We start from the raw sequence: 19,495 nt of genomic DNA, 5'->3' as shown, positions 1-19,495 counted from the left end.
GCGCCGACAGGTCACATCAATGGTTATTCATTGTAGCGGGCAGCGCGGTGCGAATAAGGGAGACAAGCCGCGCGCGGAGAGGCTCGGCGGCGTCGGAAAGCGCGCGCTGGCGGCGTACATACTCAGCCTTTCCTTCCGGAGTTTCAATGGGCACGACCCCGAAACCCCATTCGCGGCAGTCATATGGCGAAGCCTCCATGTCTAATGTGCGGGCAGCCACCGCCAGCCGGAAGGTGTCCAAAAAGAGCTCACCGGGAACGAGCGGCCCCAATTTCCACGCCCATTTGTAGAGATCCATCGTTGCGTGCACACACCCGGCTTGGTCGTGCTGCGGCTGGTCCTCACGAGTTAGGACCGTAAGGTTAAGCGGACGTGCAGGTTGAGTGAAGAAACGGAAGGCATCGTAGTGTGTGCATTTGATGCGGTGCTTGTCGACGACCTCATTCGTCCCCTCTGCCCCCAGCCGCAAAGGCAGATCGTGGCGAGGGGAATCAGTGTGGTAGACCATTGCCCATTCGTGCAGGCCAAAACAATCGAATTGACTAGGGTTGTGAGTGGTCTTATCGAGCAATTCCAGGATGTAGCGCACCGTACCGCCACGCTTTTCTAAGAAAGCCTCGCTGTCGAGTGTGATGCCCGCGTCGCTGTGGTGGTAGAACCTCCACTCCTCATGCGGCACCGTATCTCCGGCAAGTACCACGCCGAGGCCAGGGTGCCAACGGCGCAAGTGCGATGGCCGCACAGGATAGTACTCGAAGAGGAAGTCATACACAGGATGGTAGGAACCTGGATGGCGATAGCGAGTAAGGTACTCATCCGCAGCTTCCTCGTGCGCACGCATCCGGGCCTGCCAATCCTTGGGCTGGAGAATCATCGCTGACCCGAATTTCCTGTCCGGCGACGCTGGTTTCGGCGGCGTCCACGCTGGCTTTGGCTTCCTGCTCGGCGGCGTGAAGTCTGCTCTTTAGCGTGTTTCGGGGGAGTCTTCTGGGTTCGCTTCTTCGGCTGTTGCTGGTGTGGCGGTCCAAGCGGCTCGCCTGAAGGTTTACGAGCTCCCGTCATCTGGGCTAGATCTGGGCTGCTGGCCGGGTTCTGTCGAACACTGATGTCGAGATCCGTGTGCTCAACACCGGCCTTTTTAATGAGCTTGGCTACCTCGTCGCGCTGCTCATCGGTGACGAGCGTAACGACGGTTCCGGACTCGCCGCCGCGCGCCGTGCGCCCCGAGCGGTGTAGGTAGGCTTTGTGCTCAGCGGGCGGGTCAACGTGGACGACGAGCGATACGTCCGCGATGTCGATGCCGCGAGCAGCAATGTCGGTGGCGACAAGGACTGGCACGCTTCCATCGGCGAAACCTTCGATGGCTTTAGTCCTCGAGCCTTGGCCCTTATCGCCGTGCAGGGGAAGCGCGTTGATACCAACTCGGCGCAGCTTCTTGGCTTGGCGGTCGACACCATGTTTCGTGCGCATAAACATGATGGTCTTGCCCTTGCGTGCGCCTAGGCGCAGCACGACGTCATTACGAGCTTCACGTGTGCCAACGAAAATCAGGTGGTGATCCATCGTGTCCACCGCTGCTTTAACCGGTGCAGTCGAGTGAGTGACGGGATCATGCATGAACTGGTTCACCAGCTTGTTGACCTCTCCGTCGAGGGTTGCGGAGAACAGCAGACGTTGCCCGTTATCTGGTGTGAGCTTGAGTAGCTTCCGCACCTGGGGGAGGAAGCCCATGTCCGCCATCTGGTCAGCTTCGTCAAGTGCCGTGATGGTGACATCATCAAAGAACAATTTGCCCTGATCAATGAGATCCTGCGCGCGGCCCGGTGTGGCAACGAGTAGGTCTACCGGCCGGGCAAGAGAGCGAATATGGTTGTTGATGTTGACACCGCCGACCACTGCGAGCACACGCAGCCCCAGAGCTGCTGCAGGTTCGTCGAGTCGCTGCTGAATCTGGGTGGCGAGCTCACGCGTCGGTGCCAAAACGAGTCCACGCGGGCGGGCAGGACGTGAGGCTCCGGATTCCGCCAATCGGGCGAGCATCGGCAGACCAAAAGTGAAAGTCTTGCCGGAACCGGTTGGCCCGCGGCCGAGGACATCTCTTCCGGCGAGGGCATCCGGAATTGCGGCTGCTTGGATTGGGAAAGGAGTTGTGATGCCCTGCTTGTCTAGGACACGCACAACGTCACGGGGAAGGCCGAGTTCGGCAAAAGTAGTCATTGCTTCACAAGTCTAGTGTTCGTGGCAGTGATTCCGAAATGACTGATACGCCCATCACCGTGTAGCTTGCCGTTAGCTACTCAGGTGCTCAACGTTGCGGCTTGCGGGGACTGCCACCCATGCCTTATCACTTTGGCGAGAGCGTGTGCTGGGATTTTGCTACTTTGTCAAGCATGACGCACCCTCACAATCAGTCGCCTTATCCGCAGGGCAACCAGAATTCTTACCAACCGCACTCCAATGTCAATCATCCTGACCCATACGCAGCGCATCAGTCTGTCCCCTATGGAACAGGTGCGCAGCCCTTTCCCGCAGTCGATGAGCCGCAGAAATCATCGTCCTCGACCGCACGATGGATTATTCTCGTTGTTCTCATCCTTGCGCTGGTTCTGGCCGGTCTCGGTTTCGCGGCATACCGCCTGATTTCAGGCAACGATAGAGAGGATTCGCACCTCGGAGCGCCACTGAGCGAAACGCCGACGGCTGTGGAGATGACCACGGAGGCTTCAGCGGTTCTGAGCGCGAGTGAGGCCGCAGAGGCTTCTAAGAATCCCACTTCCCACAACGAAGAGGCCACACAGGTCGAGGCCGCACCTCTCGCGCCGCTGGAAGGCTTGCCCGCTGACTACTTCGACCGTTCACTTTCCATCGAGAGAGCCGAAAAGATCCGCGAGGGAGACCTCATAGACGCACCGGTTCCGGAAGAGCTTTCTGGACTAACCGATACATGTGTGCAGGGCGCGTCTTACTTCGGAGGAACCAATGATCCTAGTGGCATGGTGCCAACGATTACCTGCATCTTTGGTGAAAACGACGAACTTTCGGTTAACTACACGAGAAACAAAGACGCGATTGCCGCCGCAGCTAAAACGGGCAAGGAACTGAAAGAACAGTTCGGGGTGCCTGCCAATTCGAACGATATCTTCGGCAAAGCGAACCAAGTGAAAACAACCCGTGGTTCGATGCTTTCGGAGATCTATGACACGCACGAAGGCGAAACAGAATACGTATTGTCCGAGGTTCTCGCCGGTGAAACAGCTGTCATCGAATACATCTCGACCACAAGCGAGGTTCTTCTGCGTCAGCCACTGGTCGACGCTGGAATTGTAGAACGGGACCGTAACAAACCGTGAATAACGGCACCCGCCAACGGTTATACAGCACAGCGGTGAGGCCCCTCGTAAGAGGGGCCTAGGCGGCGTGTGCGCTTAAGACTCGGTAAGGGAGCGGTCACCCGACCACTCGATGTGGAAGGTACCTTCGCGGTCCACGCGCTTGAAGGTGTGGGCGCCGAAGAAATCACGCTGGCCCTGGATCAGAGCAGCGGGCAGACGCTCAGCGCGCAGGCTGTCGTAGTAAGCAAGGGACGACGCAAACACTGGTGCCGGCAGGCCCAACTGGGTTGCTGCGACGACGACGCGGCGCCACGGGTCGATGAGGCCTTCCAACTCGCCCTTGAAGTACGGATCCAGGATGAGTGCGGGCAGGTCAGCATTGTTGTCATAGGCCTCGCGGATGCGGTCGAGGAACTTGGCGCGGATGATGCAGCCGCCGCGCCAGATGGTGGCTAGATCGCGTGGGTCCACGTCCCAGCCAAACTCTTCAGAGCCGGCCTTAATTTCGTCGAAACCCTGGGAGTAGGCGATGAGTTTCGCGGCATACAGGCCGCGGCGAACGTCCTCGATGAATTCGGCCTTATCGACGTCGAGTTGCTTGATAGTGCCGGATGGGAGCTGGCCTTCCTGCGCGGCAACGCGCTGTGCGGTGGAAGAGGACAGGGCGCGGGCGAAGACAGATTCGGCAATACCGGTAATAGGCACGCCGAGCTCGAGGCCGTTAATGGCAGTCCAGCGTCCGGTACCCTTCTGTCCGGCGGCGTCCACGATGACGTCGACAAGCGGGGCGCCCGTCTCCGGATCCTTCTGTGCCAGAACCTCGGCGGTGATTTCAATGAGGTAAGAGTCGAGGTCGCCGGAGTTCCACTCGCGGAAAATTTCTGCAATCTCGGCCGGCTCCAGCCCTGCACCGTAGCGCAGCAGCTGGTAAGCCTCACCGATGACCTGCATATCGGCGTATTCGATGCCGTTGTGAACCATCTTGACGAAGTGGCCAGCGCCATCGGGGCCGATGTGGGTCACACAGGGAGTGCCATCAACGTTGGCGGCGATGGACTCCAGGATGGGGCCGAGGGTCTCCCAGGACTCGGCTGGGCCTCCTGGCATGATGGAGGGACCGTTCAGCGCGCCTTCTTCGCCACCGGAGATTCCAGCACCGACGAAGTGGCGGCCTTTCGCTGCGACCTCCTTCTCACGGCGAATGGTGTCCGTGAACAGCGCGTTACCGCCGTCGATGATGATATCGCCCTCATCCATGGCGTCAGCCAGCTGGTTGATGACGGCATCGGTAGCCTTTCCTGCCTGAACCATGATGATGGCCTTGCGCGGGCGCTCCAGCGAGGCAACGAAATCCTCGACGGTTTCAGACGGAATGAAGTGACCTTCCTCGCCGTGCTCTGCGATGAGTGCACGGGTCTTCTCGGGGCTGCGGTTGTACACCGCAACTGTGTTGCCATTGCGAGCAAAGTTGCGCGCCAGGTTAGAGCCCATGACGGCAAGGCCCACAACGCCAATCTGAGCGAGATCTGTCTTTTCAGCAGTTTGAGTCATGTCCACCATCCTACGTCACCAGAATCGACTAGCCTTGTGTGGCATGGAACACTCTGAAATCTTTGTAAAGCTCCTCGCGGCTGCCCAGTCACGCTCTCTCAACGAGGAAGAACTTGGCCTCATCAACTCCAACCCACAGGGCTTGGCAGGGCTGATCGGCCTGCGCTATACGCACATCTCGGAAGACGAGATTCGCTCTGAGGTTGAGGTGGTGCCGGATCACCACCAGCCGTGGGGCGTGGCCAATGGCGGTCTGTACTGCACGATCACAGAATCGACGGCGTCGGTAGGCAGCCTTATCGTGGCGGGCAAGCCGGTGGTGGGCGTTAACAACAACACGGACTTCCTCAAGCCCGTGGCAGACGGGATCGTCACTGCGGTTGCTACCCCCCTTTACAAGGGGCGCCGCACGCAGCTGTGGGAAGTCAAGATCAGCCAGGGTGACGTCCTCCTCGCCGCCTCCACGCTGCGTACGATGACCGTTCAGTAAGCACTGCGGCCTACAACCAGTGGTTGCGGCGGAACCACCACCACATGGCTGCCACAACCAGCACCATGAGGCCCAGTGCTCCGAAGTAACCCCACCTGAAGTGAAGCTCTGGCATGACATCGAAGTTCATACCGTATACGCCAGCTACCAGCGTCGGCGCAGCCCACATGCCGACGACAGCGGAGATGGTGCGCATGTCGGAGTTCTGTTGCATGGTGACTTTGGCCACGGAGGCGTCGATAAGCGAAGTCAACCGTTCATCGAAGCCCGCCACCTGGTCTTTCACCACGAGCTCATGGTCGTTAACGTCACGCAGATAGGAGCGAATTGTCTTCGAGATGAGATCCTTATGGTCGGAATTCATCGCGCGCAACGCCGCCGAAAGCGGATCGATAGCGTGCTTCATCTCGAGGATCTCGCGCTTGAACATGTAGATACGGTCAATGTTGGGCAGCGAGTTGGGGGTGAAAACCTCCTCCTCGAGCTCGTCGACCTCGATGGCGATGAGGCGACAAATCTCGGAGTACCGGTCCACCATCATGTCGAGGATTTTCCACGCCATCGCGACGGGGCCTTGCTCGACGAGATCCTGTTCGTCCTGCACCACATACGCCAGATTCGGCAACTTGGCAGAGTGGCGCACGGTGATGATGAACGTGTCACCAATAATCATCTGCACCTCACCGGTGGAAATGATCTGGCGCTTATCAGTCACTTCATCATGGTCGCGGTAATTCACCGAGCGCGCGACGACGAAGAGCTGGTCATCGTAGCGCTCCAGCTTGGGACGCTGATGCGCTTGGACAACGTCTTCAACGATGAGTTCGTGGATACGAAACTCTGAGGCCACCTTCGTCATTTGGGATTCGAAAGGCTCATAAAGGCCGACCCAGACGAAGCCGCGACCGTATTCTTCGATGGTTTGCACCGCACTATGCGGCGTAAATTCGCCGGGCAACGCCTCGCCATCGACGAAGACACGGCAGTGCTCGATTGCGCGCTCTACGGGCACGGAGAACGTAGGTGAGGAGCTGGGGGGATCGTTCTTTTTACGTGGCCTAAAGGGCGACGGTACAGACGGCATCGTGGGACAGCCTCCTTCGCGTGTTCTGGGCCCGGGAGGCGTGCTTCCCCGGCGGTTTTATGAGAGCGGGTAAAGCTTACACCGTGTGAGGGCATATAATCGCTTTTATGCCTACCTGGAAAGAAGTTACCGCAGCCAACCCGGCCCATTCCCACAATTTTGCACGGAAGTGGAAGACGCTTCGAGCCCAGGGCAAGGACATCGATGGCGAAGCCCGGCTTATCGACGCCATGAGTGAACGCTCCTCCCGTGTCCTTGACGCAGGCTGTGGATCGGGGCGTCTCGGCGGCGAGTTGGCCAAGCGCGGCCACACAGTACTTGGCGTTGACGTCGATCCAATCCTCATCGAGCATGCAGAGCATGATTATCCGGAGGCCGAGTGGCACATCGGGGATTTATCGGAAGATGAGATCCCCGAGGGAAATTTCGACATCGCCGTGGCCGCTGGCAACGTTATGACTTTCATTGCGACCGAGGGCCGCGAGGCCGCCTTGCGCAATGTTTTTAAGGCACTGCGTCCGGGTGGACGCTTCGTCGTGGGTTTTGGTGAGGGCCGTGGATGGGGCTTCGGCGAGTTTCTCGAGCTCGCTCAGCAGGTGGGCTACCGCGTGGACTTCACGTTCTCATCTTGGGACATGAAGGTGTTTAAGGAGAACTCAACCTTTATGGTCGCTGTCCTCGCCCGCCCCGGCGCGGACCTGCTGGGCTAGGTAGACACTACTCCTGCGCCGCGAGACGACGCAGTCGGTGGCCGTGATCGATCGGTCCGTGGCCCTTGCCCACGTGCAGCTCGTCAGCATGGGTAATGGCTTCGTGGAGCCAGGCAGTGGCCCATTCAAGGGCATCATCCAGCGAATCGCCTGCTCCCAGGCGCGCCGCCAGCGCGGAGGAAAGGGAACAGCCCGTGCCGTGCGTATTCTTCGTTTCCACGCGCGGGCAAGGAACCCGTTTAACCTGGCCTTCCGGGCTCACTGTGGCGTTATCAGCATGCTCGCCGTCCAAGTGACCGCCCTTGACCACGACCCACGTATTGTTCTCCCGAGCCCACTCAGTGGCCACGGCGATCGCCTCGTCCAAGGTTTGGGGCTCTGCAACTCCCGCCAGCACTGCCAGCTCCGGGAGGTTTGGCGTGACGACGGTGCAGCGGCGCGCCAGCTCCTGTACTGCGCGTTCGGCGTCCGCATCGAGGAGACGATCTCCACTGGAGGCCACCATGACCGGGTCACAGACTACGGGAACTCCTTCCGGGAGTGAGGCCACGAACTCGCTGACCGTTTCAGTGATGGCGACAGAGCCGAGCATGCCGATCTTGAGGGCGTCGATAAGCACATCGTCCTTCACCGAGTCCAACTGCTCTTGCAGGAAGCTCACCGGAGGGGTGTGGATGCTGCGCACGCCCTGCGTGTTCTGGGCAACGAGCGCGGTCACCACCGCCATGCCATAGGCACCGGCTGCCTCAAAAGACTTGAGATCCGCATGGATGCCCGCGCCACCGGTGGGGTCAGTGCCGGCAATGCTCAGGACTCGGGGCAGGGTCATGGTGAAACTCCTTGGGGCTTGGCAACTCTGTTTCTTCTCCACCGTATCTGGGAATGCGCCTCGGTATCTGAGAAAGCGTTGCTGCGGCAGAAAAAAGGGGAGAGGACTTCTCCTCTCCCCACTGCCGTGAGCCTTATCTAGTGAAGGTCGCGGTCAATTACGTTGCGTGCAACGCGCTGCTGCTGAGTAATCTCCAGGTTGCCGCGGTCACGTGAGACCGCATTGAGCAGCCAGTGCAGGGCCACCAGAACGCGGCTGCGGAAGCCCACGATGTAGGCGATGTGCAGGCCCAGCCAGGACAGCCATGCCGGGAAGCCGGAGAACTCCGTCTTACCCAGCTTGACCACGGCGTTGAAGCGGGAGATAACTGCCATGGAGCCCTTGTCAAAGTAGTCAAACGGCTCAGCCTCGTTTGCGGTGGACTCCTCGTCGATCTTGGCCTCGATGAGTTTGCCCACGTGGTTACCGCCCTGGATGGCCACCTGGGCAACGCCCGGAAGACGGTTGAGGGAAATCATGTCGCCCACGATGTAGACGTTCTTGTACTCGCCAACGGTCAGGTCCTCGTTGACGGAGACGCGGCCTGCGCGGTCGGCCTCCACACCAGCCTGGTCAGCAATGAGCTTGCCCAGCGGGGAAGCGGCCACACCGGCGGACCAAATCTTGGTTGCAGCCTCGATGGTGACCTCTTCGTCGTTCTTCATGTTCTTGTAGATCACAGCGTCCGCGGTTACGTCCGTCACCATGGCGTTGAGGCGAACATCGACACCGAGCTTCTCCAAGGTGCGCTGAGCCTTGCGGCCGAGACGCTTGCCGAACGGCGGCAGCACCTGCGGGGCGCCGTCGAGGAGGTAAATCTTGGCGGACGTGGATCCGAAGTTCGAGTACTCGCCGGCGAAGGTGCGCTGCGCAAGTTCAGCGATCTGACCGGTGAGCTCCACACCGGTCGGGCCAGCACCAACGATGACAAAGGTGAGCAGCTTCTCGCGCTTTGCCGGATCCTCTTCCAGCTCTGCCTTCTCGAAGGCGGAGATGATGCTGGAGCGGATCTCAAAGGCATCATCCAGGGTCTTCATGCCCGGTGCGTACTGGGCGAAGTGGTCGTTACCAAAGTAGGACTGGCCGGCACCAGCAGCGACGACGAGGGAGTCATACTCGTAGGTGCGGGCAGCCCCATCGAGCTCAGCGGTAACGGTTTGGTCCTTGATGTTGATATCAGTGACCTCGCCGTTAACGAAGTGGGCATTGTCCTGGTTGCGCAGGATCTGGCGCGTGGACGGGGCGATCTCGCCCGCGGAGATAACACCGGTGGCTACCTGGTAGAGCATCGGCTGGAAGAGGTGGTGGTTCTTCTTGTCGATGAGGGTGATCTCAACGTCTGCGTCCTTGAGCTTCTTCACGGCATTGATGCCGCCGAAGCCTGCACCGATAACAACGACGTGGTGGCGGCCGTTAGCTGGACGGTGGGGAGTGTGCGCCATAGCGATTGCTTACCTTCCTCAGAAAGCTAGAAAATTTTACGCGAGTTAGTCTAAACCTTTCTAGCGGTACATGCATACTTTTTGGGGGATTAACTGGCTTTTTGGGCCGCGCCTCCGACCCTCCCAGTGCCTCGCGCTTTATTGTTAACGATACGTGTGTGCGATGAGGAGGCTGGCTTGACCGTGTATTCCCACTTGGCTTCGATTGATGCTGAGGCGTGGCCGGGCGTGGCGACTGTGCCGTCCTCACGCCTGTTGAGGTTCTCGGCGGGGCGCGCCGAGTCGGAGTTTGCGCAGGCCTGTGCCAAGGCAGGAGTCGAGTTGGACGGGGCAGACCCAGACCTGAGCGTGCTGCACGATGCCCTCTTCTCCCGTATTGCCGATTCCGGTTGGCTTGGTCTTGCGGAGTCCTACATGGCAGGGGAGTGGACTACCCCCGATTCAGACCGATTGGTCAAGGTTCTTCTGCGTTTGCTGGGCGTAGGCTACCGCCCGAAGGCAAAAGACGTTGCGGTGGAGGAATCCACTCCGGGGGAACTTCCACTGGATGTGGTGAAGCTGTATGCGGGGGATGCGCTGAGTCATTCCGGCGGAATTTTCGCCAGCGGCGTGCCCACCACTGTGCGTGAGGCCGTGCGCAGCTATAGCGCGCATGCGGGCCGCAAGGAGCCCAAAGAGCACTTCGTCGATGTGACGTCAGTGAGCGAGCCCACCTCGACGGACCGCGAGGATTTGGGTGATGCCCAGCGTCGTTCGGCGCAGTGGCTTCTCGACGCTACCCATACCGGCGCCGGCACACACCTTCTGGTCTATCCGGCCACCGGTCTTCAGGTGGCGGTGCAGGCAGTAGCGCGCCGTGCCACCGTAGACGTGCTCACTGGCGATGAAGAGCAGCGCGCGCTTTTCGACGAACAACTGCTCCTTGAAGGAGCCGCCGATTCGGTGCATGTCCAGACGATTAACTCCCCGCTGCCGGATCCGCGGCAGTGGCGCGGTCGCTATGACGCCATTGTGAGCGTGGAGAAGCTTGAGACGTTGTCGCCACAGGAGCGTCGCCGCTTTGTGCAGGTGTTGGACCGTTCCCTCGTTCATGGCGGCCGTGTGGGCTTGGCGTCGCTGTTCGCCACGGAAAAAATGTCCCCGGCGGCACGCTCCGCAGTGCAGGTTATGCGTGGCTATATCTGGCCCGGGCTGGACTATCCTACGCTGGAGGAAACCCACCAGCTCTTTGATAAGCGTTCTAACCTGCGGATTGTGGCGCAAACCCACGTGGGTAGTCACTACCTGGAGGCGTTGCGCTATCAGCGCAGTTTTTTCGATGGCCGCCTGCGTGAGGCCGCGGCGGCTGGCTTTGATCAGGTGTTCCGCCGCCTGTGGACTTTCCAGTTTGCCCTCCGTGAAGCTCTGTTGACATTGGGCATGCTGGACGCTGTCCACGTTGTGGCGACCCACCGCCACCGCGGCGGGCGCCGTTAGCGGTCTACACTGGGCGGCGCCACCATCACAACCCACCTCGCAGCCTGGAGGAAAAGCATGTCAGACCGCACAGGAATTATCGCACACCGAGGTTATAACGGCTGGTACCCGGAAAATACCCGCCGCTCCTTCGAAGAAGCCCTCAAGCTCGATGTCGCTGGTGTGGAGTGTGACGTCAACCTGACCAAGGACGGGGAGGTCGTGGTCATCCACGACCTGACGGTGGACAGGACATCTGACGGCAGCGGTGCAGTAGGTGAAATGACTCTCAAGGAGCTGCGCGCACTTAATGTCGGCACCGCTGAGGATCCGCAACGCATCATGCTTCTCGACGAACTGCTTGACCTCGTCGAGTCCTATCCCGGCAAGCAGCTACTCATTGAGACTAAACACCCGTCCCCGTTCGGTGCGGGGCTGGAGGAATCGGTGGCGGAGGTTATGCACAACCGGCAGCTCGATGCCGATCCACGGATTAGCCTGATTTCCTTTGACCCTGAGGCAATTGCCCGGTTCCGAAATCTGCTGCCGTCCCTGCAATCCTTTTTGCTCCTAGAACCGGAGGACGTACGTCCGGCGTCGCGTGAGGGCGCGACAGGTTTCGGGCCTTCCATTCGCCAGGCACGGAGTGAAGCTGATTTCTTTGGCGGCGCTGAAAGCCCGTTATACGTGTGGACGGTGAACTTGCCCAAGGACATGGCGTGGTGCCGCGATAACGGAGTAGAGCTCATGGCAACAGACTTGCCTGAGCTGGCGCTCGAGGTGCTTTCACACAGCTAACCAGCACCAAGCTATGCCTGCATAGACTGCGCGCTTGAGCTGAAAAGGTCTAGCCATAAAAGCAGTGGAGTTCCTTCTTGAGTAGCGCGTGACTCGACCCATTTCACGGCCGTGTATGTGACTGAAACCACTTTTATACTGAGATTTCGTGGGTCAGCCCCTTGAAATTCGCCCGCAGTTTTTCTTAGCAAAACTTTCAGTCAACTTTTTGTTTACCGCCTTGGTCTAGCTTTCTCTCCATGGCATTATCCAACCCGGCACACGGGCAAATGACTGCAATCCCTGCAGTCACCGAGAAGCCGGTCGTCTCCGAGGAGTACGCGCGTCACCCACGCAAGCAGAAGCTCGACTGGAGACAGATCGGCCTCGCGGCATTGCTCATTGGACCGAACCTTCTCCTTCTCATTCTTTTCACCTATCGGCCGCTCATCGATAACATTCGAATCTCCTTCTTTAACTGGAATATCTCTTCGCCGACGATGACCTTCGTCGGCCTGCAGAACTACATCGACTGGTTCCAAGCGCCGGATACCGGACGCGTGGTGTTCAACACTGTCGTGTTCACCTTCTTCGCAGTGGCCGGCTCGATGGTGCTTGGACTAGCGCTGGCATTACTGCTGGATCAGAAACTGTTTGGTCGCGCGGCAGTGCGTTCGATGGTCTTTGCACCTTACGTTATCGCTGGCGCGGCCATTGGCGTGGCGTTCCAGTTTGTCTTCGATCCTAACTACGGTCTCATCCAATATTTTTTGGGCCTTATTGGGGTTGAGGTGCCCAACTTTTATCAGCAGCAGAACTGGGCACTGTTTATGATCACGGTGACGTATGTGTGGAAGAACGTCGGCTACGTCTTCGTCATCTATCTTGCAGCCTTGCAGGGCCGCCGCCGTGATCTTGATGAGGCCTCGGAGATTGACGGAACCCCGGCCGCGCGGCACTTCTTCCGCGTGGTCCTTCCGCAGCTTCGCGGCACCACCTTCTTCTTGTTGATTACTGTGCTGCTCAATTCCTTCCAGGTCTTTGACATCATCAATGCGATGACCGGTGGCGGGCCCTTTGGCTACGGAACTTCCACGATGGTCTTCCAAGTGTACCAGGAAACCTTTATCAACAATCGCGCCGGCTATGGCGCTGCCGTGGCCACCATCATGTTCCTCGTGGTGCTAGTCATTACGGTGCTGCAGATCAAGCTGCAGGAAAGGATGGATAAGTAGATGTCCGACAATCGCGCAATTCCGGCGTCCGTACGCTTAGGCCTGCCACAAGCTCAAGGTGAGCTGCCGCCGGTTCCCGGTTCCCAGTCCATCGCAGCGCCCGTCATCACCGAGGCCCAGCGTAAACGCAAAGGCGAGCCAATCGATCACAGCCATCCAGCAACGAAGGTCGTCGGCTACATCGCCCTCGTTCTTACAGTGCTGATGATTTTGGTGCCGCTGTACTTCATCTTTATCACCAGCTTTAAGTCTTTCCAGGACGTCTACTCAGATCCGATTTCCTTCTGGCCAAATCCTTTCAAGGCAGAAAACTACTCCTACGTCTGGCAGACCTCTGGCTTTTCGAGCTACCTGAAAAACTCCGTCATCATCACGCTAGTCCTGACGGTGGTGGAAGTGGTCCTCGGCGTTCTGACTGCCTATGCTTTCGCCTTCATTCGCTTTCCAGGTCGAAATCTGCTGTTCCTGCTCATCATTGCCTCGCTGATGGTGCCCAACCAGATCACCATTATTTCGAACTACTCGCTGGTTGCGTCATGGGGTTGGAGAGACACCTACGCCGGCGTCATCATCCCACTGGCGGGCGTGGCGTTTGGTGCCTTCCTCATGCGCAATCACTTCCAGTCATTGCCCCCGGAGATTCTCGAGGCCGCTCGCATGGACGGAGCGGGATTCTTCACCACCTTGTTCCGTGTGGTCCTGCCGATGTCGTGGCCAACGCTATCCGCGTTTGTCCTCATCACCGTGGTCAATGAATGGAACCAATACCTGTGGCCCTTCCTGATTACGGATACACCGGCTGCAGCCACGCTGCCGGTGGGCCTGACCCGTTTGCAGGACGCGGAAGGCGTCACCAACTGGGCGCCGGTGATGGCTGGCACGGTGCTGACAACCCTGCCCATGATCATTATCTTCCTGATACTCCAGAAGCCGATGATTAAGGGCCTGACTGCGGGCGCAGTCAAGGGTTAGTCCGCCGACCTGTCATCCCAACGCCCAACTCAATCAAGTCCCCCTCTACTTTTCACTTTTCTAGGAGAACCTCCACCATGTCTCGTAAGACTTCTACCCGCATCGTTGCCGTTTGTGCAGCACTCCTGACCACTGTGTCCCTGACCGCCTGTGCTGGTGGCTCGACCACCGCAGGAAGCGGTTCCAAGGACGGCGGCGACGCCAACACCATCACCTTCTGGTCCAACCACCCGGGTTCCTCCCGCGACTTGGAGCAGGAGCTCATCGATGAGTTCGAGAAAGAAAACCCCGATCTGAAGGTTGAACTGGTCACCGCCGGTTCCAACTATGAGGAAGTTGCACAGCGCTTCAACGCTGCCCTCGCAGGTGGCGACCTGCCTGACGTCCTCGTTGCGTCTGACGTCACCTGGTTCAATTTCGCGCTGAATGAGGCCACCACGCCGCTCGATGAGCTGTGGGAGATGAACGATATTGACTCTGAGAGCTACGTGGACACCCTGCGTGAGGACTACAAGTACAAGGACAAGCACTACGGCGTTCCGTACTCCCGCTCCACGAACCTGATGTACTGGAATACCGATGACCTCAAGGCAGCTGGTCTTCCCACCGACCGTGGTCCGAAGGACTGGGAAGAGTTCGACGAGTGGGCAACCAAGATCAAGGACAAGCTCGACAAGCCTGCCGTCACCGTACCGGATGGCTCCAACTACCTCGACTGGTACTTCCAGGGCATGATTTGGGCCTTCGGTGGTTCTTACTCTGATGAGTGGGAACCGAACTTTACCTCCAAGGAGTCCATCGAGGCCGGTAAGTTCCTGCAGGACCAGGTCAAGGCCGGTCACATCGAAATCTCTACCGACCCGACCGTCGCATTCGGCTCCGGAAAGGCCTCCGGTCTTCTGGAGTCCACCGGTTCCCTGGGTGGTCTGAAGGAGACGGCGACGATCCCGTTCATTACCACCTACCTGCCGGGCCCGGGCCCCTCGGCAGCCACCGGTGGTGCTGGTCTTGCCGTCCCGGCTGGCATTTCCGACGAGCGCAAGGCTAATGCGGTCAAGTTCATTGACTTCCTGACGAACACCGAGAACACCATCAAGTTCTCCCAGAAGACGGGCTACATGCCGGTGCGCAAGGACGCCCTGGATGATCCGGAAGAGAAGAAGTTCTTGGAGGAGAACCCGAACGCTCAGACCGCAATCGAGCAGCTCAACGAGAACACTAAGCCGCAGGATTACGCACGCGTCTTCGTGCCAGGCGGTGGACAGCGTATTGGTGGCGTTCTTGACCGCATCACTGTGGGCAATGAGGACGTGGAGTCCGCATTCGGTGACCTGCAGAAGGAGACTCAGAGCGTTATCGACCGTGACATCACCCCGAAGCTGAAGTAACTCTTCGCATCGTTTGAAAGGACATCATGGCTACTGTTGAATTCCGCCAAGCTTCCAGGATTTACGATCCGAAGAAGCCTCCGGCGGTCAGCCGCATTAACCTCGATATCAAGGATGGCGAATTCTTGGTACTCGTCGGACCGTCGGGCTGCGGTAAGTCGACGACATTGCGCATGCTCGCTGGCCTTGAGCCAATCGACGAAGGGCAGATCTTCATCGATGGGGCTGACGTGACTGAGACCCGTTCGCGGGACCGCGATGTAGCCATGGTGTTCCAGTCCTATGCGCTGTATCCCAATATGACAGCGCGCCAGAACATGGCGTTTGCATTGCAAAACGCCAAGGTGGATAAGGCAACCATCGAAGAGCGCGTGAACTTTGCCGCAAAGATGCTCGAGCTGGAAGACCTTATCGACCGCAAGCCGTCCGCGATGTCGGGTGGCCAGCGCCAGCGTGTGGCCATGGGGCGCGCTATCGTGCGCCAGCCCAAGGTCTTCCTTATGGATGAGCCGCTGTCTAACCTGGATGCAAAGCTGCGTGTCTCCACGCGTGCGCAAATCCTGCAGCTGCAGCGCGAGCTCAACACCACAACGGTCTACGTTACCCATGACCAGACTGAGGCGATGACCATGGGAGATCGCGTGTGCGTTCTCAAACAGGGCATCATCCAGCAGGTTGATGCGCCGAACACGCTGTATGAGAACCCCGGCAACTCCTTCGTGGCGACGTTCATCGGTTCGCCGGCTATGACCCTCATCGAGAACGTCCCGTTCGTTGACGGGCGTGTCGTTGGCGGCAAGGACCATGCTCTGGACTACTACATGCCACAGGAGCAGGCGGCGAAGGTGAATTCGGATCGCGTCATCGTCGGCGTGCGCCCAGAGAACTGGGAAATCGTCGGTGTGAACCAGCCCGGTGAGCAGTATGGTCTCCCGGTCCGGGTCGATATTGTCGAGCACCTAGGCTCCGAACTGTACGTCTACGGCAGCCGCGAGGAGTCGGCTGACGACGTCATCGCGGTCCGTGGTGACCGGATCACAGTGAAGGTACCGCGCGGCATTGACGTGCACCAGGGCGACACGATCTACCTGCGCCCGATGAAAGGCGGTTGCGTGTTCTTCGCCCCAGATACCGAAATCAACTACGACTACCTCTAAAACTGGTTTCACCACATCCGACGCGCCGGTGGTAGGGCTTCCCACGCAGGGAACCGCCACCGGCGCGTTGCTATGGGGTCACGACCGGACGAGACGCGCGTTCGAGAAGCACAGCAATAGAGTCATAGGTCTTGCCCGCGATCATCTCGAGCCCCATCTCGCAGGTGCGGTTATCGGAGACGTACGCTTCGAAGTGCTCAGCGTCGAGCGAGGCGCGTTCCTCGCGAGTAGCGGACTCGACGAGCTCCGGGTGGAGCATGACGCGGTCACCAGCGGAGCCGCAGCACATCGCACCTTCGGGTACTTTGGCGTCACCGCAGAGGTTGGCCAAGTCGACAAGGTCTTGGCTGATGCCCATGTGATCCGTCGAGCACGTGGGGTGAACGGCAATGGATCCCATGTTTTTGACAATCGGTAGGTGCGGTGCAATTTCATCTCGTAGCCACTCCACGAGATCAAGGATGCGCAGGTCCTTCCAGAGTTCTTGGTCGGCCGCAGACAGTGCGTCCGGAACCGAATCCAGCAGACCGTGGGTACAGCTGGCAGCATCGACCACGATGGGCAGGCGGCCATGCTCAGACCAGTGCCACAGGTCGCGAACGATCTTCTGTGCTTGGTATTCGAAACCTTCTTTGTAGCCCTTGGAGGACCACGGCGTGCCGCAGCAATCACCGGCGACATCCTCCGGGATCCACACCGGCTGGCCCGCACGGCGCCCGAGTTCCACGACGGCGCGGGGCAGGTCCACTGAATCCTGGGCCGAACCAGCCGGGCGGCCGAAAATGCGGTTGATGCAGGCAGGGAAGTAGAGCGCCTGGGCACCCGCGCGCGGGGTCTGTGGCAGGCGTGATGCGCCCTTCGGCAGCGGGCCGGGAACAGTCGGCAGCAGGTCGGGCGCCACGACGTTGCGGGCCATGTTCGCACCCAGCTCTAGCGGCTTGTGTGGCACTTTGTTAGCCGAAATAACACCGGCGCGCGCTAGTTTTTCCACCACATCCCAACGCTGGGCCGTGGTCAGCGCCACCTTCTCGCGGGCAGGTGTTGCCTGCTTGGCGCGCAGCTGCTTCATCACGGCACCCGTATCGATACTGATGGGGCAGGGAATAGAGCACGTGCCGTCGGCCGCACACATGTCCACGGCATCGTACTGGTACTCTTCCTGCAGCTGGGCAAGAACCTCGGAACCCTCTTCTTGGCGCGCCATCTCGCGGCGCAGCACGATGCGCTGGCGCGGGGTGACCGTGGCATGCCGCGAGGGACAGACCGGCTCACAGAAACCGCATTCCACGCACGGGTTAATCTCGTCTTCGACCTTGGGGAAGGACTTGAAATTGCGCAAGTGAATGGTTTCATCCCGGGTGAGCTTCACATTGGGAGCGAGGATGCCCTTGGGGTCGATCATGTTCTTGACTTCCCAGAAAAGCTCAAAAGCCTCCGTACCCCATTCGTGCTCTAGGTAGGGAGCCATGTTCACGCCGGTGCCGTGCTCGGCCTTCATTGATCCCTGGTACTTGTCGATGACCAGTTCAGCGAGGTCATCGAGGAAGTTAGCATAAGACTCGCGTTCTTCTTCGCGGTCAAAGCGCGGGGTGAAGAAGAAGTGGAGGTTGCCAAAGGCGGCGTGGCCCATAACAGACTCGGGATACCCGTACTTGGCCTGCAGATCCATAAGATCTGCTGCAGCTTCGCCCACCTGGGACGGCGGGAAGCAGACGTCTTCGGTGATGTAAGCCGTCCCATTGGGACGGTCAGCGCCGAGCAGACCATAGAGGCCATTGCGCAGCTCCCAGGCTCCACGCATCCCCTCTGGGGTGGTGAGGAATTCGAGGGGGCTCAGCAGTGGGGCGTCGGCAAGCACGGCGCGAAGACGCTCCATAGCCTGGTTGAGTTCCTCTTCATCGCTGCCGCCAACCTCCACGAGAAGGGCCGCCGCGTCATCGTCGAGGGTGCGCCAGGACTCCGGTGCGTGGGCGTAGTGCTCAGCGGAGCGGCGCATCACGGGAGCGACGAGCAACTCGCAGGCTTCCGCACCGGTCTCCATGATGGGGTGGACAAAGTTGGCGGCATCGCGCAAGTTCGGCAGCTCGACCCACGTCGTGGCCTTCACGCGCGGCAACTTCACTGTGCGGATGACGGACTCGGTGATGGCACCAAAAATGCCCTCGGAGCCCACGAGCAGGCGCTTGAGAATGTGCACCGGCTCGTCCTCATCCAAGAACGCGTCGATGCGCAATCCGTTGGTATTGCGGATGGAGAACTTCGTGCGCAGGAACTCCACCATTGTAGTGTTGGCGCGTAACCTGTCCCGGAAAGCCAACAGGTCAGCGTGGAGCTTCGGCTCTTGGGCGCGGAAGACCTCATCGCCGCGAGCCGTATCCACGATGGTGCCGGAGGGCAGGACGAAGGTGAGGTCCTCAACGCAGTGATAGCTATCGCGCTCGAGCGAGCAGCGCATACCACCAGAGTTGTCCGCGAGAACGCCTCCGATGGTGCAGACCGAGGTCGACCCCGGATCGGGGCCCAGCATGAAGCCGTGGCGGGAGAGCACAGCTTGGGCATCACCGAGGATCACACCCGGGCGCGCCCATAGGGTCCGTCCGTTCTCGCGAACTTCCATGCCGGAGAAGTGCGTTTTGACGTCGACGAGGATGTCATCGCTCATGGCCTGGCCGTTGAGGGAGGTACCGGCGGCACGGAAGGTCATGTGGCGGTTATTGGTCTCGCAGTATGCCATGAGTGCGGAGAGGTCAGCGGCATTGCGTGGGGAGACCACGATGTTGGGAATAGAGCGGTAGGGGCCGGCGTCGGAAGAGAAACGAACGAGGTCGGTGAGGCGCCCGTGGACGTTATCTGCCCCAACGATGGCTTCCATGTCCGCGACGAGCTCGGCGGGGGAGCCGTGGCGGTAGCGGGCGGAGACGGCGTCGGCCTGGCTGGTGGTTCCTTCTGGGCGGGTAAGGCGAGAGGTATCGGGGCTGAAGAGCTTTGACATATCTCTAATCTATCGCTTGACAGTAAATAGGGACTAAATGGG

At 59.5% G+C, this 19,495-nt stretch carries 16 protein-coding genes; 9 read left to right on the top strand and 7 right to left on the bottom strand.

The window, feature by feature from the left end:
- Nucleotides 1–16: 16 nt before the first annotated feature.
- Together M5J09_RS10515 and M5J09_RS10510 are read right to left on the bottom strand one after the other, a co-directional pair.
- Nucleotides 17–874 (bottom strand): 3-methyladenine DNA glycosylase, encoded by an 858-nt coding sequence (locus M5J09_RS10515; protein WP_257157814.1) that lies wholly within the window; start codon nucleotides 872–874, stop codon nucleotides 17–19.
- Nucleotides 871–2,217, bottom strand: coding sequence for a DEAD/DEAH box helicase (locus M5J09_RS10510; protein ID WP_257157813.1), 1,347 nt, complete (start codon nucleotides 2,215–2,217; stop codon nucleotides 871–873). The genes M5J09_RS10515 and M5J09_RS10510 overlap by 4 nt, the downstream gene beginning before the upstream one ends.
- 173 nt (nucleotides 2,218–2,390) lie before the next feature.
- On the opposite strand from M5J09_RS10510, the gene M5J09_RS10505 reads away from it, so the two are divergent.
- Nucleotides 2,391–3,350: a hypothetical protein gene (locus tag M5J09_RS10505; RefSeq protein WP_257157812.1), complete on the top strand. Its 960-nt coding sequence runs from the start codon at nucleotides 2,391–2,393 to the stop codon at nucleotides 3,348–3,350.
- Between the two features lie 75 nt (nucleotides 3,351–3,425).
- On the opposite strand, the gene gndA is transcribed toward M5J09_RS10505, so the two are convergent.
- Nucleotides 3,426–4,883: an NADP-dependent phosphogluconate dehydrogenase gene (gene gndA, locus M5J09_RS10500; protein ID WP_257157811.1), complete on the bottom strand. Its 1,458-nt coding sequence runs from the start codon at nucleotides 4,881–4,883 to the stop codon at nucleotides 3,426–3,428.
- Between the two features lie 43 nt (nucleotides 4,884–4,926).
- On the opposite strand from gndA, the gene M5J09_RS10495 reads away from it, so the two are divergent.
- A complete protein-coding gene (locus M5J09_RS10495; protein WP_257157810.1) occupies nucleotides 4,927–5,373 on the top strand; it encodes a PaaI family thioesterase in 447 nt (148 codons plus the stop codon).
- Nucleotides 5,374–5,383: 10 nt separating this feature from the next.
- Here M5J09_RS10495 and corA read toward each other — a convergent pair whose 3' ends face one another.
- Nucleotides 5,384–6,457 carry a magnesium/cobalt transporter CorA gene (gene corA, locus M5J09_RS10490; protein ID WP_042530906.1) on the bottom strand — a complete coding sequence of 358 codons (1,074 nt, stop codon included), beginning with the start codon at nucleotides 6,455–6,457 and terminating at the stop codon, nucleotides 5,384–5,386.
- A 107-nt stretch (nucleotides 6,458–6,564) separates the two neighbouring features.
- Between corA and M5J09_RS10485 the strand changes: the two genes are divergently transcribed.
- Nucleotides 6,565–7,167 carry a bifunctional 2-polyprenyl-6-hydroxyphenol methylase/3-demethylubiquinol 3-O-methyltransferase UbiG gene (locus tag M5J09_RS10485; protein ID WP_257157809.1) on the top strand — a complete coding sequence of 201 codons (603 nt, stop codon included), beginning with the start codon at nucleotides 6,565–6,567 and terminating at the stop codon, nucleotides 7,165–7,167.
- Nucleotides 7,168–7,174: 7 nt separating this feature from the next.
- Here the strand turns inward: M5J09_RS10485 and thiD are convergent, their stop codons facing one another.
- Both thiD and M5J09_RS10475 read right to left on the bottom strand, forming a co-directional pair.
- Nucleotides 7,175–7,996, bottom strand: a complete 822-nt coding sequence (gene thiD, locus M5J09_RS10480) for a bifunctional hydroxymethylpyrimidine kinase/phosphomethylpyrimidine kinase (RefSeq protein WP_374982123.1) — start codon at nucleotides 7,994–7,996, stop codon at nucleotides 7,175–7,177.
- Between the two features lie 137 nt (nucleotides 7,997–8,133).
- Complete coding sequence (locus M5J09_RS10475) at nucleotides 8,134–9,477, bottom strand: NAD(P)/FAD-dependent oxidoreductase (protein WP_257157808.1); 1,344 nt, start codon at nucleotides 9,475–9,477, stop codon at nucleotides 8,134–8,136.
- Between the two features lie 183 nt (nucleotides 9,478–9,660).
- Here M5J09_RS10475 and M5J09_RS10470 point away from each other — a divergent pair, with 183 nt between their 5' ends.
- From M5J09_RS10470 to M5J09_RS10445, 6 genes are all read left to right on the top strand, one after another.
- Complete coding sequence (locus M5J09_RS10470) at nucleotides 9,661–10,953, top strand: class I SAM-dependent methyltransferase (RefSeq protein WP_257157840.1); 1,293 nt, start codon at nucleotides 9,661–9,663, stop codon at nucleotides 10,951–10,953.
- A 57-nt stretch (nucleotides 10,954–11,010) separates the two neighbouring features.
- Complete coding sequence (locus M5J09_RS10465) at nucleotides 11,011–11,730, top strand: glycerophosphodiester phosphodiesterase family protein (protein WP_239179172.1); 720 nt, start codon at nucleotides 11,011–11,013, stop codon at nucleotides 11,728–11,730.
- A 239-nt stretch (nucleotides 11,731–11,969) separates the two neighbouring features.
- A complete protein-coding gene (locus M5J09_RS10460; protein ID WP_239179170.1) occupies nucleotides 11,970–12,944 on the top strand; it encodes a carbohydrate ABC transporter permease in 975 nt (324 codons plus the stop codon).
- Nucleotides 12,945–13,916 (top strand): carbohydrate ABC transporter permease, encoded by a 972-nt coding sequence (locus M5J09_RS10455; RefSeq protein ID WP_257157807.1) that lies wholly within the window; start codon nucleotides 12,945–12,947, stop codon nucleotides 13,914–13,916.
- A gap of 77 nt (nucleotides 13,917–13,993) precedes the next feature.
- Nucleotides 13,994–15,304 carry an ABC transporter substrate-binding protein gene (locus tag M5J09_RS10450; protein ID WP_042530890.1) on the top strand — a complete coding sequence of 437 codons (1,311 nt, stop codon included), beginning with the start codon at nucleotides 13,994–13,996 and terminating at the stop codon, nucleotides 15,302–15,304.
- Nucleotides 15,305–15,330: 26 nt separating this feature from the next.
- On the top strand, nucleotides 15,331–16,461 hold the full coding sequence (locus M5J09_RS10445) for an ABC transporter ATP-binding protein (protein ID WP_042530888.1): 1,131 nt from the start codon (nucleotides 15,331–15,333) through the stop codon (nucleotides 16,459–16,461).
- 70 nt (nucleotides 16,462–16,531) lie between these two features.
- On the opposite strand, the gene M5J09_RS10440 is transcribed toward M5J09_RS10445, so the two are convergent.
- Nucleotides 16,532–19,453, bottom strand: a complete 2,922-nt coding sequence (locus tag M5J09_RS10440) for an FAD-binding and (Fe-S)-binding domain-containing protein (protein ID WP_257157806.1) — start codon at nucleotides 19,451–19,453, stop codon at nucleotides 16,532–16,534.
- Nucleotides 19,454–19,495 lie beyond the last annotated feature (42 nt).

This window comes from Corynebacterium sp. BF-R-2 (genome assembly GCF_024586525.1).
Taxonomy (GTDB): domain Bacteria; phylum Actinomycetota; class Actinomycetes; order Mycobacteriales; family Mycobacteriaceae; genus Corynebacterium; species Corynebacterium singulare.
This window is presented reverse-complemented; position numbering and strand designations above follow the sequence as displayed.

Excerpts from the sequence above, each read along its gene's own strand:
- M5J09_RS10515 (WP_257157814.1), bottom strand. The coding sequence starts at position 874 with ATGATTCTCCAGCCCAAGGATTGGCAGGCCCGGATGCGTGCGCACGAG.
- M5J09_RS10510 (WP_257157813.1), bottom strand. The coding sequence starts at position 2,217 with ATGACTACTTTTGCCGAACTCGGCCTTCCCCGTGACGTTGTGCGTGTC.
- M5J09_RS10505 (WP_257157812.1), top strand. The coding sequence starts at position 2,391 with ATGACGCACCCTCACAATCAGTCGCCTTATCCGCAGGGCAACCAGAAT.
- gndA (WP_257157811.1), bottom strand. The coding sequence starts at position 4,883 with ATGACTCAAACTGCTGAAAAGACAGATCTCGCTCAGATTGGCGTTGTG.
- M5J09_RS10495 (WP_257157810.1), top strand. The coding sequence starts at position 4,927 with ATGGAACACTCTGAAATCTTTGTAAAGCTCCTCGCGGCTGCCCAGTCA.
- corA (WP_042530906.1), bottom strand. The coding sequence starts at position 6,457 with ATGCCGTCTGTACCGTCGCCCTTTAGGCCACGTAAAAAGAACGATCCC.
- M5J09_RS10485 (WP_257157809.1), top strand. The coding sequence starts at position 6,565 with ATGCCTACCTGGAAAGAAGTTACCGCAGCCAACCCGGCCCATTCCCAC.
- thiD (WP_374982123.1), bottom strand. The coding sequence starts at position 7,996 with ATGACCCTGCCCCGAGTCCTGAGCATTGCCGGCACTGACCCCACCGGT.
- M5J09_RS10475 (WP_257157808.1), bottom strand. The coding sequence starts at position 9,477 with ATGGCGCACACTCCCCACCGTCCAGCTAACGGCCGCCACCACGTCGTT.
- M5J09_RS10465 (WP_239179172.1), top strand. The coding sequence starts at position 11,011 with ATGTCAGACCGCACAGGAATTATCGCACACCGAGGTTATAACGGCTGG.
- M5J09_RS10460 (WP_239179170.1), top strand. The coding sequence starts at position 11,970 with ATGGCATTATCCAACCCGGCACACGGGCAAATGACTGCAATCCCTGCA.
- M5J09_RS10455 (WP_257157807.1), top strand. The coding sequence starts at position 12,945 with ATGTCCGACAATCGCGCAATTCCGGCGTCCGTACGCTTAGGCCTGCCA.
- M5J09_RS10450 (WP_042530890.1), top strand. The coding sequence starts at position 13,994 with ATGTCTCGTAAGACTTCTACCCGCATCGTTGCCGTTTGTGCAGCACTC.
- M5J09_RS10445 (WP_042530888.1), top strand. The coding sequence starts at position 15,331 with ATGGCTACTGTTGAATTCCGCCAAGCTTCCAGGATTTACGATCCGAAG.
- M5J09_RS10440 (WP_257157806.1), bottom strand. The coding sequence starts at position 19,453 with ATGTCAAAGCTCTTCAGCCCCGATACCTCTCGCCTTACCCGCCCAGAA.